Origin of the sequence: Chryseobacterium populi (genome assembly GCF_000282115.1) — a bacterium.
Classification (GTDB): Bacteria; Bacteroidota; Bacteroidia; order Flavobacteriales; family Weeksellaceae; genus Chryseobacterium; species Chryseobacterium populi.
In genome coordinates this window covers 1-14,736 of sequence record NZ_AKJY01000055.1, presented here as the reverse complement: position 1 = coordinate 14,736, position 14,736 = coordinate 1, and the positions used below count along the sequence as shown (strand labels likewise).

The 14,736-nt window shown below is 37.2% G+C and carries 14 protein-coding genes; 6 read left to right on the top strand and 8 right to left on the bottom strand.

Going from position 1 to position 14,736, the window contains the following annotated elements; all coding sequences use genetic code 11:
- Window positions 1–46: 46 nt before the first annotated feature.
- Window positions 47–817 (bottom strand): DUF3108 domain-containing protein, encoded by a 771-nt coding sequence (locus PMI13_RS13895; protein WP_007844800.1) that lies wholly within the window; start codon window positions 815–817, stop codon window positions 47–49.
- Between the two features lie 149 nt (window positions 818–966).
- Here PMI13_RS13895 and PMI13_RS13890 point away from each other — a divergent pair, with 149 nt between their 5' ends.
- Together PMI13_RS13890 and PMI13_RS13885 are read left to right on the top strand one after the other, a co-directional pair.
- Window positions 967–2,022: an NAD(P)/FAD-dependent oxidoreductase gene (locus PMI13_RS13890; RefSeq protein ID WP_007844799.1), complete on the top strand. Its 1,056-nt coding sequence runs from the start codon at window positions 967–969 to the stop codon at window positions 2,020–2,022.
- A gap of 12 nt (window positions 2,023–2,034) precedes the next feature.
- Window positions 2,035–2,364, top strand: coding sequence for a 2Fe-2S iron-sulfur cluster-binding family protein (locus PMI13_RS13885; protein ID WP_007844798.1), 330 nt, complete (start codon window positions 2,035–2,037; stop codon window positions 2,362–2,364).
- Between the two features lie 76 nt (window positions 2,365–2,440).
- Here PMI13_RS13885 and PMI13_RS13880 read toward each other — a convergent pair whose 3' ends face one another.
- The 4 genes from PMI13_RS13880 to PMI13_RS13865 form a co-directional block, all read right to left on the bottom strand.
- A complete protein-coding gene (locus PMI13_RS13880; protein WP_007844797.1) occupies window positions 2,441–3,022 on the bottom strand; it encodes an LOG family protein in 582 nt (193 codons plus the stop codon).
- A 190-nt stretch (window positions 3,023–3,212) separates the two neighbouring features.
- On the bottom strand, window positions 3,213–4,658 hold the full coding sequence (locus PMI13_RS13875) for an aminoacyl-histidine dipeptidase (RefSeq protein WP_007844796.1): 1,446 nt from the start codon (window positions 4,656–4,658) through the stop codon (window positions 3,213–3,215).
- A 199-nt stretch (window positions 4,659–4,857) separates the two neighbouring features.
- Window positions 4,858–5,349, bottom strand: coding sequence for a hypothetical protein (locus PMI13_RS13870; protein WP_007844795.1), 492 nt, complete (start codon window positions 5,347–5,349; stop codon window positions 4,858–4,860).
- A gap of 15 nt (window positions 5,350–5,364) precedes the next feature.
- Complete coding sequence (locus PMI13_RS13865) at window positions 5,365–5,970, bottom strand: LURP-one-related/scramblase family protein (protein WP_007844794.1); 606 nt, start codon at window positions 5,968–5,970, stop codon at window positions 5,365–5,367.
- Window positions 5,971–6,082: 112 nt separating this feature from the next.
- Between PMI13_RS13865 and recR the strand changes: the two genes are divergently transcribed.
- Complete coding sequence (gene recR, locus PMI13_RS13860; RefSeq protein WP_007844793.1) at window positions 6,083–6,694, top strand: recombination mediator RecR; 612 nt, start codon at window positions 6,083–6,085, stop codon at window positions 6,692–6,694.
- A gap of 1 nt (window position 6,695) precedes the next feature.
- Window positions 6,696–7,535 carry a glycosyltransferase family 2 protein gene (locus PMI13_RS13855; RefSeq protein WP_007844792.1) on the top strand — a complete coding sequence of 280 codons (840 nt, stop codon included), beginning with the start codon at window positions 6,696–6,698 and terminating at the stop codon, window positions 7,533–7,535.
- 54 nt (window positions 7,536–7,589) lie between these two features.
- Here the strand turns inward: PMI13_RS13855 and secG are convergent, their stop codons facing one another.
- The 3 genes from secG to PMI13_RS13840 all read right to left on the bottom strand — a co-directional run bounded on the left by secG (window position 7,590) and on the right by PMI13_RS13840 (window position 11,455).
- Window positions 7,590–7,931: a preprotein translocase subunit SecG gene (gene secG, locus PMI13_RS13850; protein ID WP_007844791.1), complete on the bottom strand. Its 342-nt coding sequence runs from the start codon at window positions 7,929–7,931 to the stop codon at window positions 7,590–7,592.
- A gap of 122 nt (window positions 7,932–8,053) precedes the next feature.
- The gene (locus PMI13_RS13845) at window positions 8,054–10,087 is read right to left on the bottom strand and encodes a M16 family metallopeptidase (protein ID WP_007844790.1); all 2,034 of its coding nucleotides are present in this window, start codon (window positions 10,085–10,087) and stop codon (window positions 8,054–8,056) included.
- A 54-nt stretch (window positions 10,088–10,141) separates the two neighbouring features.
- Window positions 10,142–11,455: a M16 family metallopeptidase gene (locus PMI13_RS13840; protein ID WP_007844789.1), complete on the bottom strand. Its 1,314-nt coding sequence runs from the start codon at window positions 11,453–11,455 to the stop codon at window positions 10,142–10,144.
- Window positions 11,456–11,708: 253 nt separating this feature from the next.
- Here PMI13_RS13840 and PMI13_RS13835 point away from each other — a divergent pair, with 253 nt between their 5' ends.
- Together PMI13_RS13835 and PMI13_RS13830 are read left to right on the top strand one after the other, a co-directional pair.
- Complete coding sequence (locus tag PMI13_RS13835; RefSeq protein ID WP_007844788.1) at window positions 11,709–14,039, top strand: ATP-dependent helicase; 2,331 nt, start codon at window positions 11,709–11,711, stop codon at window positions 14,037–14,039.
- 121 nt (window positions 14,040–14,160) lie between these two features.
- On the top strand, window positions 14,161–14,736 hold a 576-nt coding region (locus PMI13_RS13830; protein WP_007844787.1), incomplete at its 3' end, for a TonB-dependent receptor plug domain-containing protein.

Genomic DNA, 14,736 nt, shown 5'->3' with positions numbered 1-14,736 from the left:
GGCGGCCCCTTTGGGGCCGCCGATTCTTATTAAAAAAGCTAATTTGTTATTTGGTAAACTTTAAAGGATACTTTACATTTTTGTAGCTATCAATACTTGCTTTTAAAGAACCTACTGCCAGTTCAGCCTTTAATAACATCGGAATGTGATTGGCATCATTGCTTACCCACATGGTTACCCCTTCTTTTTCTTTAAAAACCCTGCCGCTTTTTACAGACGGAATAATCTTTAAACAATTCACTTTTCCGAATTTGGTCTTTAAATCTTCAGTACCTACTACTTTCAGCTGAAACGGAAACATTTCATCATCAATCCAGACGTTCATATTGATAATTGTCCCTACTTTCAGTTCACCGGGAGATTTACTTCTCAGATAATAAAAACAGGAAAGCATATCCTGTACGCCCTTTACAGATTTTATTACCTTAGAGCCGTTTGCCGGTGTTTTTTTATCGGTTAGAATTAAAGTATTATTATCATGATTAAAAACCGTTTCGAAATGTTGGCGGTAGCTTCCTTCCTTTACATTTCTTACATAAAAACTGGGTAACCCTGTTTCTATATTGATAAAACTTTCATACAGATCATCTACCTTAAAAAAAGCTTTTACGGCACCGGAAGTCTGGCCTGTGCCTTTTACGTACAGGTGTGGGGAGCCTTTATAAGTTGTTTTTTGTGTGGTAAGGGTAGCATTTCCTGCAGTCAGTATTCCGTAATGTATCCTGAATGTAATAGATTCGCCATCTGCAATATTATCTACCTGGCCAAAACCTAAAAAGAATATGAATAATGCAATGATATTTAAAATTTTTTTCATGGTATGGATTTTACAAAAACGTTGCCAAATTTAAAATGTTATAGTTTTTACTGATATTTGATAAATCTCAGGTTTTTATTTAGAATCAATTAAAAAGCTTCGGGCTAAAATTAGTAAATTTGCAGATACATGTATAATTAAATTTTGTTATGATTACTACTGATATATTGATTATAGGAGCAGGACCTACAGGACTTTTTGCAGTTTTTGAAGCCGGTCTGTTAAAAATGAAATGTCATATTATAGACGCACTTCCTCAGCCTGGCGGGCAATTGGCAGAGCTTTATCCTAAAAAACCTATTTTCGATATTCCAGGTTATCCTTCCGTTAATGCTGGAGAACTTATTGATAATTTAATGGAGCAGATCAAACAATTCCAGCCGGGATTCACTTTGGGTGAAACTGCGGTTTCTTATACAAAAGCAGATGACGAGTGGTTTGAGGTGATCACTAACAAAGGAACTGTACACAGGGCAAAAGCGATTGCTATTGCCGGAGGTTTGGGAACTTTTGAACCCAGAAAACCTACCATGGAAAATATCGCTGATTATGAAGAAAAAGGTCTTGAATATTTCGTTAAAGAACCGGAACATTTCAGAAATAAAAAAGTGGTCATTGCCGGAGGGGGAGATTCTGCCCTGGACTGGAGTGTCTTCTTATCCAATGTAGCCAGTGAAGTCACTTTAATTCACCGGAGAAATGAATTCCGTGGCGCTTTGGATTCTGTAGAAAAAGTTCAGGATTTAAAAAATCAGGGAAAAATTAAATTAATTACTCCTGCAGAAGTTACAGCGATCAAAGGGGATGGAAAAGTAGAAGCGATCACTGTAGAAGTTGAAGGCCAGGAAGCTTATGATATTGAAACGGATTATTTTATTCCGTTATTCGGTTTAACTCCAAAATTAGGGGAAATCGGCAACTGGGGACTGAATATCGAAAAAAATGCAATCGTTGTGAATAATGCGCTTGATTATCAGACCAACATCGAAGGTATTTATGCTATCGGTGATATCAATACTTATCCCGGAAAACTTAAATTGATTTTATGTGGTTTCCATGAGGCTACCTTGATGTGTCAGAGTGTTTATAACCGTTTAAATCCAGGTAAAAAATTTGTGTTAAAATATACAACCGTAAGTGGAGTTGACGGATTTGATGGAAGCCGTAAAGAAGCAGAGAAAGCTGTTGTTAAAAAAATTGACTAATTTTGCAAAATTATGTCAGATATCAATATAAAAATTACCGATAGAGAAGGGGTAACCCATGATATCGTCGCTCCCACAGATATGTCCATGAATTTAATGGAAATCATCCGTTCTTATGAATTGGCAGAAGAAGGAACTATAGGAGTTTGTGGTGGAATGGCGATGTGCGCTTCATGTCAGGTGTATGTGATCAATGATCCTGGACTTACTGAAATGGGAGATGAGGAAGATGCAATGCTGGGTGAAGCTTTCCATGTAAAAGATAACAGCAGACTAGGTTGCCAGCTACATATCGTCCCCGAAATGGAGGGGCTTGAAGTGGAAATTGCTCCCTATCCTTAAATATATTTAAACTTAAATAATGAACTCCTGAAATTTATCCTTCAGGAGTTTTTCATTTATTAACATCAATTTATTTTTAAATCTCTTCTTTCGAAATCCATTTTCCTACAGTAGGAGCCTGGTAGTTTCTCATTTTTTCTAAAAGCTCATCAGTAGTGTCACCTATTAAAAGCATATCCCGGTTGATTTGTTTTAAAAACCCTTTATCAACCATGGTCTGAACCATTTTGATCAGATCATCATAAAACCCGTTAATATTAAAAATGGCAACCGGCTTTTTATGAAGCCCAAGCTGAGCCCATGTGATCATCTCAAAAAACTCTTCCAAGGTACCATAACCCCCCGGAAGAACAATTACCCCGTCGCAAAGATCATTCATTTTAGTTTTTCTCTCATGCATGGTTTCAACGAGAATTAATTCTGTCAATTGTTTATGGGCAATTTCTTTGGATTGTAAAAAATGGGGAAGGACTCCAATTACCTTACCTTTTTCACTCAATGCTCCGTCTGCAATAGTTCCCATCAAACCGACATCTGCACCGCCATAAATAAGCTGTATGTTTTGTTTTGCCAGGGTTTGTCCAAGTAAAAATGCCTGTTCTCTGTAAATATCATCCGACCCGAAACTTGAGCCGCAGAATACTGTAATACTTTTCATTATTGTTAGTTTTAAATGGTGAAATTGTTACACTCTTATATTGTTACAATAAGTAAGGTAAATATTTAAAAATAGAATATCCAAAATCTCCTGACTTTGGATATTCAATATAAATTTTTTGTTGATCATAATAATTGTTATAAATAAAAAATCTTTATTCATAATTCTCAGTCAACATCTTTCATCTCAATTATTTCTGAGGAATATTCACTAAAATTTCTTTCAGGAAACTCCAGAATTTCTGGGTAGAAGGGATATTTGCTTTCTCATCAGGAGAGTGTGCTCCCCTGATCGTAGGCCCGAAGCTTACCATTTCCATTTCAGGATAATTGGCACCGATGATTCCACATTCCAAGCCTGCATGGCAAGCTACCACATGTGGTTGATCTGTGAATTTTTCCACATAGATTTTTTCCATCAGCTGAACGATTTCAGAGCCTGGTTTGGGTTTCCATCCCGGGTAAGATCCACTGAATTCTACTTCCATTCCTGCTAATTCACAAACAGATTTCAGCTGTTCTGCAACAGCATCTTTTGTAGATTCTACTGAAGATCTGGAAAGATTTAAAATTCTAAGGTTACCTCCTTTTAATTCAACTCTCGCTACATTATTGGAAGATTCTACAAGATCCTTAACATCAGGGCTCATTCTGTAAACCCCGTTGTGAAGAGATTTTAATACTAAAATAACTTTTCTGGAATCTTCTTCCGAAAGTGCTTTTTCAGAACTTGTAGAGTTTTCTATATTAATCTGAAGCCCCGGTTCAACCGCAGCGAATTCTTCTAGAATTTCTTTTTTAAGATGGCTTGTTACATCTTCAATAAATTCCTGGGCATTTCTAACAGAAACAATGGCAACTGCTTCTCTCGGAATTGCATTTCTCAATCCACCGCCATCAATAGAAATCAACTGAATATTTTCTTTTGTAAGGCCTGTGTAAAGTAATCTTCCCAGGATAACATTTGAATTTCCGAATCCTTTATGGATATCCATTCCAGAATGGCCACCCTGTAAGCCTTTGATTTCCATCCTTACGATTTGTCCTTTAGCTGGCTCCAATTCGTAATTCTTTGTTACAGTAACGTCAATTCCTCCTGCACAACCGATATCAATTTCATCATCTTCTTCCGTATCAAGATTTAACAGGATATCTCCGGTAAGCTGTCCCGGTTTTAAGCCTAAAGCTCCGGTCATTCCTGTTTCTTCATCAATGGTGAAAAGTGCTTCCAGTGCCGGATGCGGGATATTTGAACTTTCCAGAATCGACATGATCGTAGCGACTCCCAGGCCATTGTCTGCCCCTAAAGTAGTTCCTTTTGCCTTTACCCAGTCACCGTCAATTTCCATTTTAATTCCTTCCGTTTCAAAATCGAAATTGATATCACTGTTTTTCTGGCATACCATGTCTAAATGAGATTGCAGAACAACAGATTTACGGCTTTCCATTCCTGTGGTGGCAGGTTTTTTAATGATAACGTTTCCTACTTCATCCACATTGGTTTCCAAACCCAGGTTTTCGCCGAATTCTTTGATGAAAGCAATTACCTTTTCTTCTTTTTTTGAAGGTCTCGGAACTGCATTCAGTCTGGAAAAGTTCTTCCAGATAATCTGTGGTTCTATATTGGATAATTCCATAAAATTTTATTTTTATCAAAATTACGAAATAAAAAATGCTCCCGTAAACAGGAAGCATTGTTTTTTATTGTTGAACTGTAAAATCGTTGATTTGCAGATTTGTGAAATCGCAAAAAAGGGAAAGGGCAAATTGGCTTAACAGCTTGATTTTCCAACGATTTTACAAATCTGCAAATCAGCGGTTTTGCGATTCTGCCTGTCAACATCCGCACTCTCCGTAAATAGGTGTGGTTACCACTGTGCCGTCAGGTTTTTCAATAATCAGTGTACCTTCAAATAATAAAGCTTCTTCGCTTTTTATTTTTTTACCTTTTACCGAGATTTTGTAGTTTTCATTTTCTATTTCTTTGGTCAGCTGCTCATCAACTTCCATATCACTTGATGATATGAGGTTCATAGCCAGCCTTTTGCCGTCCAGCTTCATATAAGCAGTTTTTCCTGCGTCGTCGGCATAAATGTATTTTTCCGCTTCAAAATCTGCTTTGTTTTTTGCAAAATAGCATGAGCATTCTTTGATCTCTTTTGGAAAAGCAATGTTTTCAATTAAGATTTTTCCTGAAGGAATATCTGCCTTTACAGAATCCTCTACAATGCTTAAAGAGTCTGCAGGTCTGGAGTCTATAACTGCCGGTTTGTCTTTTTTACAGGCAACCAACAGCAGGGCTGAAAGGAAAATAACTGGATATTTCATTGTCTGTGGTTTATTTTATCCTCTTGCTCTTTCCAGAAGCACCATCATCAGTAATGAGAGAATAACCAAACTTTCATCTTCATCATCAATATCAATTATTCTGTCAAGCTGAAATCTTCTTCCGAAAAAAGAAGGCATTTTTTTCAATTTAAAATATTCTTTTCCGTCAATTCCCTTTACCGTGTAGGCAGGATTAAGGAAGTACCCGGTAAACATCCCGATTATCGGAATTTCGCTTACCATCCCGTCAAAGAACTTTGTCCATGCATTATCTTCGGTAATAGTAAACCTCTGTTTATCATTTTCATCCAGAACATCATAGGATGATTTCCATAAAGAACGCATTCCTTTTCTTGCCAGCCTTCCGTAGTTTTTGTTGTCGACCAGATCATTTAAAGAATAAGATGCATTAAAATCGATCCACTGATTGGCTTTGATCCTGAAAAGCTCTTTCGACTTGCTTTCATCATTAAAAACGATAACATCTTCTTTTAGCTTGAACATTTTCTGACGAACGTAAGCTACATAGTTCCCGTTTTTGTCTGTAATGTTGAAGTCACTGGATAATGTTGTAATCTTAAATTTAAAATCCAGGGGGTAATTCAGATTTTTAAGTACCATTTAGTTTATTTTTTTCATATTTTTTTCAAAGATATATTTTTTATCGGAAAGCATAAGGATTTAAACGTGTTAAACCCATAAATACTCATCTTTTTATAGTATTTTTGTAATTATGGATTACCCAAGTAAAGTTTTGGCAAAAGCAGTGGATGAGATTTCGGGGCTTCCCGGAATTGGCAGGAAAACGGCTTTGCGTTTGGCATTACATTTATTGAAGCAACCCAATTCCAGGGCGGTAAGTCTGGGCAATTCCCTGATTAATCTTGTCAGTGAAATTAAATATTGTAAAGATTGTCATAATTTTTCTGATTCTGAAGTTTGTGAAATTTGCAGTAGCCCCAAAAGAAATGATGAACTGATCTGTATTGTGGAAGATGTACGGGATGTTATTGCTATTGAAAATACAGGGAAATACACAGGGAAATACCTGATTCTGGGTGGGAAAATTTCTCCGATGGAAGGAGTCGGTCCCAATCAACTGAACATTCCGAGTATTGAAAGAAAGCTGAATGAAGGAAGTGTAAAAGAATTTATTTTTGCGCTGAGTGCAACGATGGAAGGAGATACTACGGCATATTATATTTACAAAAAGTTTAAAAACTTCAATGTCAATTTCTCAAGTATTGCAAGGGGTATTTCGGTAGGGGATGAGCTTGAGTATGCGGATGAGATTTCCCTTGGGAGGTCTATCATCAACAGACTACCTTACAACGAAAAGGATTAAAATGAACATTAAGCTGTCCATCGTCATTGTCAATTATAATGTTACTCAATTATTGAGAAACTGTCTTATCTCTATCCGGAATTATATTGAAAATATTAATTATGAAGTGATTATTATCGATAACGCTTCTGCAGATTCTTCATGGGGTGACCTTATTCCTGAATTTCCCGAATTTCATTTTATTGCTTCCAAAAATAATGAAGGTTTTGCGAAAGCAAATAATAAAGCGATAAAAATTGCACAGGGAGAATATATTTTGCTTCTGAACCCGGATACGGAACTGGAAGGGTTTGATATGCAGCATATCCTGGATTTTGCAGACTCAAAAACTGATTTTGGATGCCTGGGAGTAAGAATGCATGATGTGGAAGGTAATTTTCTGCCTGAAAGCAAGCGATCTGTTCCGGATATGTTCAACTCTTTTGAAAAATTATTTACCAATTTCAAAAAGAATAATTCCAAATCCTATTACAGGAATGATGTCGGCGAATATGAAAATGCTGAAGTGGAAGTAATTACCGGAGCATTTTTCCTTGTGAAAAAAGAAGTATATGAAACAGCCGGAGGTTTGGATGAATCTTATTTTATGTATGGGGAAGATATTGATCTTTGCTATACACTACTGCAAAAAAGATATAAAAACTATTATTACGGGAAAGCCTCAATCCTTCATCACAAAGGGGAAAGTACAGTAAAAGATGAGGTTTATCTCGACCGGTTTTACGGAGCAATGCATATTTTCATTGATAAATATTATAAAGAAACGAAGCCTTTGCAATATTCCTTTTTAAAAGCCGGGCTGAAACTTCGTCAGAAAATAGAACGGATCAAACTAAAATAAAAAAAAGCAACTCAATCTGAGTTGCTTTTGTGTATATGTGTAATTAATACTTGCTTATTTAGCCGGAGTCTGTGCCGGTGTAGTTGTTTTTGAAGCCGGAGCAGATTGCTGTGCCGGAGCTTCTTTCTTAATTTGTTGCTGAGCCGGAGCTGTCTGTGCAGGTTTTCCGGTAATTACAACACTGATAAGAATTAAAACGATGATTACCGCTCCTAAGGTCCAGGTTGCTTTTTCCATGAAGTCATTCGTTCTCTGTACCCCGAACTGTGCAGATGATGCACCTCCGAAAGTACTTGAAAGGCCTCCTCCTTTAGGGTTTTGAGCCATAACAATAATTACCAGTAAAACGCTAGCAATCATAATAAGAACCATCAATAGTATAAATATAGAATCCATTAATTTTGATATCTTTTTGAATGGGCAAATTTAATCTTTTTTTACTGAACGGCAAAAAAAGATTTGAGTAAAAATAAAAACAGCAGCAATTTGCTGCCGTTTTATTGTAAATATTTGAATTCCTATTTGAAATCAGAATCTTTAGCCTGATTTACCTGATAAGATTTTACGGCTAAATTAATATCCATTCCACCCATATTCTGAATGATTGTGAATGGCATTTTTACACCTGATACATCTTTGTAATCAGAATAGCTTGCGGGAACGGATCCTCCGTCAGCAGTTTTTACTTCTCCGGTTTTCAATCCGGTTTTTACACTGTAGTAATACGTATCTTTTGCTCCTTTTACAACATAAGAATCTTCATTGTTATATTTCTCGATTCCTGCTAATTTATATTCAGGAGATTTTGCAAATGCCAATTCCGGGAAAAGCTCCGTATCTTTAGACATTTCGGTCTTTTGCTTGTCGCTTAAAGGAGATTTTTGTCCCTGAACTTCCATATAACCGTCTTTACCGTCAAAAACTATTTTTTGTACCGTGTTTCCCATCATACTTACGTTCAGATTCATTTTACCCCCTTTAGCCTGAAGAAGTTTCATGCTCATATCCATCCCCTGTACTTTTGTTGTAGCATCCATAGAAACGGAAGTTACTTTCTGAACCGCTGCCAGACCACCAATAGCATTGATGTATTTATCTGCAACAGATCCGATCGTTACATTAGCGTCTACTTTTTGTGCCGCCGGTTTTGCAACAGGGTTGGCATCTTTGTCAAAATATTTTACAGGGTAGCCCAGTTTTTCCAGGCCTTCAGAAATATCGGAAGCTTTACCTGCGATAAAAATTCTGCTCTGGTTAGGTAAAATAGTAGTTTTTACAGCGTTTGAAACGTCTGCCGCTGTTACTTTATCAATAGATTTTAAGTAATTGGTATAGAAATCAGCAGGCAGGTCCTGAACTTTCTGATTTAAAGCAAATCTTGCAATCGTAGCCGGCTGTTCCAAAGACATGATAAAGGAACCTTTCAGTTTAGCCTTAGCATTTTCCAGTTCTTCAGGCTTTACTGTAGAGATGGCATTTAGTTCGTTCATAAATTCCTTCACTGCCTTGTCTGTAACTTCGTTTCTTACGCTTGCGCTTGCTGAAAACTGTGGAGCATATTTACTTGCACTCATGCTTGAATAAGCGCCATAAGTAAATCCGTTTTTCTCACGAAGATTCATGAAAAGCCTTGCTTCACCACCACCTCCAAGGATGTAGTTGGCAATCGTTGCAGGAAAGTAATTGGCGTCTTTCATTTTTAAAGTGTTCAGGTTGTTTAAAGAAACAACAGACTGTACAGCTGAAGGAACGTCAACAATATTGATTTCAGTTTTGGCAACATTACTTGATGGTTCCATCGGGGTAACAGGCGTATTTGCTTTTTTCCATCCACTGAACGCTTTCTCAATTAAAGGTTTTACCTGGTCAAATTTTACATCTCCAACGATCACCAAATAAGCATTATCAGGAGCGTAATATTTCTTGTAAGTGTTTTGTACATCAGCCAATTGAATTTTATTGATCGATTCAATGGTTTCAAATTCACCTCTTGAAGTATTTTTTCCATACATCAAAGCGTTGGAAACCCTTCCTGCGATAGAGGAGGCATTTTTTTCGTCAGATTTTAATCCTTCAATGGCTCTTTCCTTAGAATTCTGAATTTCTTCAGCAGAAAACTTAGGATTGATGATCGCATCTGCCATTAAGCCTAAAACTTCAGGGAAGTATTTTGAAAGTGAATTGGCCGCAGCACCGTTTGAAGAGAAGTTAAGATTAGCACCAAGATAATCAATCTTTTTATTGAAATCATCTTTGCTGATATTGGTCGTTCCGTTTTCGAACTGTTCAGCCATAATTTCGCTTACCCCTGTTACACTTCCTTCATTGTATGGAGGTCTGTCCATAGAAAGGTTTGCGCTTACTCTTGGTAATTTATTGTTTTCTACAACCATTACCGTAAGACCATTGCTCAGCTGGAAAGTTTTTGGCTTTGCAATGTTGATCGCAGGAGTAGGCCCCGGTTTTGGCATTGCATTAAGGTCTATTTTTTGTGCTGAAACCATTCCTGTAAAGAAAAACGCTGCAGCTATATATGTTAATTGCTTTTTCATTTGTAAAAATTTAATTTTTAATAATCATATTCTAACCTAAAAGTCTCTGAATGATTACTTTTTTTCAGGTACGTAATTAATGATTATTCTTTGGTTGGAATTAAGATATTTTTTAGCAGCATTCTGCAGATCCTGTCTTGTGATCGATCTGTAGATGTCGATTTCTTTATTGATTAGGTTGGTATTTCCCATCAATACATGGTTTGTTGCCAATGAAGCTGCAATTCCCTGAATGCTTGAATTTGCATTAACGAATTGATTTTCATACTGGTTCTGAAGTTTCTGATAATCTTCTTCGGAAATTAAAGTAGTCTGTAGTTTTTTGATTTCAGCATCAATGTCAGTCTGTAGCACCTGCTTGGTCGTTTGCCCCATTGGGATTGCAAAGAATGCAAAAATACTGTAGTCTTCAAGTCCCTGGTTGAAAGCCGCTACCTGAAGCGCCTTTTTATCCTGGTCAACTAATTTTTTGTATAATACTGAAGATTTTCCATTGCTTAGATAAGAAGAAAGCATATCTAAAACATAAGCATCTTTTTCTTTATTACCCGGTGTTCTGTACGCGAAAACATATGCCGGAAGCTGGATATTCGGGTCTGTGGCAGTCACTTCTTTTTCCTGAGTGATAGGGGCATCTTTCGGGAAATCTTTCGGATAAGTAGTTCCCTTTGGAATTCCACCATAATATTCCTGAATCCATTTTTTAGTCTGCTCAGGCTTGATATCACCTGCAACCACTAAAGTAGCGTTGTTAGGGACATAATATTTCTTATAAAATGCCTGGAATTCATCTAATTTTGCAGCATTTAAATCTTCCATAGAACCGATTGTCGGCCAGTTGTACGGGTGATTGGTGAAAAGGTTTTTCTGAATAGTCGGGAAAAGATTTCCATAAGGCTGGTTATCCATTCTCAGTCTTTTTTCTTCTTTTACAACTTCTCTCTGAGTATCTACTCCTATCTGGTTGATTAAGGCATGGCGCATTCTTTCAGCTTCCATCCAAAGGCCTAACTGCTCATTGTTGGAAGGGAAAGTTTCATAATAATACGTTCTGTCATTGGTTGTGTTGGCATTATTTTGTCCTCCGTTTGAAGAAACAATTTTAAACCAGTCCCCTCTTTTAATGTTTGGGGTTCCTTCAAATAAAAGGTGCTCGAAGAAGTGAGCAAAGCCTGTTCTTCCTTTTACTTCATCTTTTGCCCCTACATGGTACATGACACCCGTTGTTACTACCGGGGCAGAATTATCCTGATGAAGAATTACGTGAAGACCGTTTGGCAAGTCATACTCTTCAAATTTAATTTGTTGTGCGTTCAGAGCCATTCCGAAGAAAGCTGTAGCAGCAACAGAAAGAAGTCGCTTTTTCATAAAGTAGAAATTGTTTTGACAATTAGTATCAGGAATACTGAATCTGTTACAATTTAAATAAGAAATTGATTGTAATTTTTCATAATGAATAAGGATTATTAGAAAAATAAGAAAGTGGTGTTTAAAAATATAGATTTTAAAGTTTGCAGTTTAAAATAATTGATTAAAAATGAATTGTCAGAATTGGGAGCATTTCAAAATTTGAATTCTCCATAGAATACACTAATTTTGTGTTCCAAAATTTTTTTGCTGTATGGATTATCTGAAAGGACTCAACGAATCACAATATGAAGCTGTTACTACATTACAAGGGCCATTGATGGTGCTTGCAGGAGCAGGTTCAGGAAAAACACGTGTGCTTACCATGCGTATCGCTCATTTGATTACCAATGGTGTAGACCCTTTCAATATCCTGGCGCTTACTTTTACCAATAAGGCAGCAAAAGAAATGAAAGAACGTATTGCAAAGGTTGTAGGACAGAGCAATGCAAGAAGCCTCTGGATGGGAACTTTCCACTCGGTGTTTGCAAGAATTCTGAGAAGTGAGGCCCATTACCTTGGATACCCTTCCAATTTTACAATTTATGATCAGCAGGATGCCTTAAACGTGATCAAGAAAGTGTTGAAAGACATGAATATTGATGCAGATCTGTATAAGCCCAAAAAAGTACAGGCAAGAATTTCAACCTATAAAAACAATCTGATCACAGTAAAAGCGTATTTCAATAATCCCGAGCTTATAGAGGCGGATGAAAAAGCAAATATGAAATTCATAGGGCAGATTTACCAGAAATATGTAGAAGCCTGCTTCAGAAACGGGGCAATGGATTTTGATGATTTATTATTAAAAACAAATGAGCTGCTGACCCGTTTTCCGGAAGTGCTTGCAAAATACCAGGACAGGTTCAGGTATATTCTCGTAGATGAGTACCAGGATACCAACCATTCCCAGTATCTTATTGTAAAAGCACTGGCTTCAAAATTTGAAAATATCTGTGTGGTGGGGGATGATGCGCAGTCTATTTACTCTTTCCGTGGCGCGAATATTTATAATATCCTGAATTTTAAAAAAGATTATCCTGATGCGGTGACGGTTGCTTTGGAGCAGAATTACCGTTCAACGCAGACGATCGTAAATGCAGCGAATGTTGTTATTGCAAAAAACCTCCAGCAGTTTAAGAAAAATGTTTTCAGTGATAATGAAGAAGGCGATAAAATAAAAATATACCGTTCAATGTCTGATGCGGATGAAGCGAATTTCGTGGCCGGAAATATCTGGGAACTTAGAAACCGGGATCAGAGAAAATACAGTGATTTTGCTATTTTATACAGAACAAACTCTCAGACAAGGGCTTTTGAAGATTCTTTGAGGCGTAAAAATATTCCTTATAAAGTATATGGCGGTTTGTCTTTCTACCAAAGAAAAGAAGTTAAAGACCTTATTGGATATCTTCGTCTGCTCATCAATGAAAACGATTCTGAGGCTTTGATGAGGATTATCAATTATCCTGCCCGGGGAATCGGTGAAACCACTCAGAATAAGCTGATTGTTTTTGCAGATGCCCAGAATGTTTCGGTTTCCAAAGTATTGAGTAATCTTCCGATGTACGCACCACAATTAGGTTTGAACAATGGGGTTATTACAAAGCTTAATGATTTCTGGTCGATGATCAAAGCATTTCAGGTATTGCTGAAAACTGAAACAGCTTACAATGTAGCAATGGAGGTGGCAAAACGAAGCGGACTGATCAAATTCTTAAAAGATGACCAGACTCCGGAAGGGATTTCCCGTGTAGAAAACGTTCAGGAACTGATGAACTCAATGCAGGGATTCATTGAAGAACAGATGCAGCTGGAAGACGGAGATCCGAGCTTATCCAACTTCCTTGAAAATATTGCCCTTTCTGCGGATACACAAAATAAAGATGATGAGGAAGATATGGTGTCTCTGATGACCATTCACCTGTCCAAAGGATTGGAATTCCCGGTAGTGCATCTTGTAGGGATGGAAGAAAACCTTTTCCCGAGCTTTATGAGCTCAGCAACAAGGGAAGATCTGGAAGAAGAAAGACGTTTATTTTATGTTGCACTGACGAGAGCAGAGAAACAGGCATTTTTCTCTTATGCCATTTCACGTTTTCAATGGGGAAAAATTACCGATGCTGAGCCTTCAAGGTTTTTAAGTGAAATTGATGATGAGTTTATAGAATTTATCAATCCGGCTATTGAAAAACGTTTCATTAATAATTCAGGAGTTAAGTCAAATATTTTTGATGAACACCCTTCTGAGATGAAAAGCTTTAAAAAGGTCGAAAAAAAATCTATAGAAAGAAATGAAACCTCCAAACCGATTGCCGAGCCAAGAAAATTAAAACCTGTAAGCACTGCAAAAATTATCAATCCGAGCGGAGCTTCTTCCCAGGATATCGAAGTGGGAGATAAAGTAAGGCACGACCGTTTTGGTATCGGGGAAGTTACATTCTTAGACGGGACAGATCCACAGAATATCAAAGCAAAAGTGGTTTTTATGCATGAAGGGGAGAAAAATCTTATTCTTAAATACGCAAAACTAACTAAGATTTAAACGAAATAGACACAGGCTATTAACATTTTTTATAATTTATAAGTCTACTTATTTTGTAGACTTGTAAATATGACATACATTTGCTCCTCAAAAAACATTAAAATAATAAACTGCAAAATGTATGAAAAGTAAAAAGACAATTTTTTCGGCCTCTGTTTTATTTTTCCTTGGAACTTATGCTTATGGTCAGGAAAAAGACACCCTGAAAACAGCTAATGTAGAAGAAGTAGTGATTCTGGGTTCAAGAAGCGGGGCGAGATCAAAAGTGGACAGCCCTGTCCCTGTGGATGTATTCAATATAAAAGAATCTTCTGTAGTTCTGCCACAGACAAATATTTCCCAGATTTTAAATGCTGTTGCCCCATCATTTACTTCTACGGTTCAGACCAATTCAGATGGTACGGATCACCTGGATCCTGCACAGTTGAGGGGTCTGGGGCCAGATCAGGTCCTGGTTTTGGTAAATGGTAAAAGAAGACATACTTCAGCGTTGGTGAATGTAAACGGAACTCCGGGAAGAGGAACCGTGGGAACGGATTTAAATGCTATCCCTTCTTTTGCGATCAACAGAATAGAAGTACTGAGAGATGGTGCTGCAGCACAATATGGCTCTGATGCCATTGCAGGTGTAATCAATTTAGGATTGAAAAGAGACACCGGAAAACTGACGGGTCAATTTACTTACGGCGGGAATCTT

What these genes read in the sequence shown, in the direction of transcription:
- PMI13_RS13895 (WP_007844800.1), bottom strand. Translation starts at nt 817, where the DNA reads ATGAAAAAAATTTTAAATATCATTGCATTATTCATATTCTTTTTAGGT.
- PMI13_RS13890 (WP_007844799.1), top strand. Translation starts at nt 967, where the DNA reads ATGATTACTACTGATATATTGATTATAGGAGCAGGACCTACAGGACTT.
- PMI13_RS13885 (WP_007844798.1), top strand. Translation starts at nt 2,035, where the DNA reads ATGTCAGATATCAATATAAAAATTACCGATAGAGAAGGGGTAACCCAT.
- PMI13_RS13880 (WP_007844797.1), bottom strand. Translation starts at nt 3,022, where the DNA reads ATGAAAAGTATTACAGTATTCTGCGGCTCAAGTTTCGGGTCGGATGAT.
- PMI13_RS13875 (WP_007844796.1), bottom strand. Translation starts at nt 4,658, where the DNA reads ATGGAATTATCCAATATAGAACCACAGATTATCTGGAAGAACTTTTCC.
- PMI13_RS13870 (WP_007844795.1), bottom strand. Translation starts at nt 5,349, where the DNA reads ATGAAATATCCAGTTATTTTCCTTTCAGCCCTGCTGTTGGTTGCCTGT.
- PMI13_RS13865 (WP_007844794.1), bottom strand. Translation starts at nt 5,970, where the DNA reads ATGGTACTTAAAAATCTGAATTACCCCCTGGATTTTAAATTTAAGATT.
- recR (WP_007844793.1), top strand. Translation starts at nt 6,083, where the DNA reads ATGGATTACCCAAGTAAAGTTTTGGCAAAAGCAGTGGATGAGATTTCG.
- PMI13_RS13855 (WP_007844792.1), top strand. Translation starts at nt 6,696, where the DNA reads ATGAACATTAAGCTGTCCATCGTCATTGTCAATTATAATGTTACTCAA.
- secG (WP_007844791.1), bottom strand. Translation starts at nt 7,931, where the DNA reads ATGGATTCTATATTTATACTATTGATGGTTCTTATTATGATTGCTAGC.
- PMI13_RS13845 (WP_007844790.1), bottom strand. Translation starts at nt 10,087, where the DNA reads ATGAAAAAGCAATTAACATATATAGCTGCAGCGTTTTTCTTTACAGGA.
- PMI13_RS13840 (WP_007844789.1), bottom strand. Translation starts at nt 11,455, where the DNA reads ATGAAAAAGCGACTTCTTTCTGTTGCTGCTACAGCTTTCTTCGGAATG.
- PMI13_RS13835 (WP_007844788.1), top strand. Translation starts at nt 11,709, where the DNA reads ATGGATTATCTGAAAGGACTCAACGAATCACAATATGAAGCTGTTACT.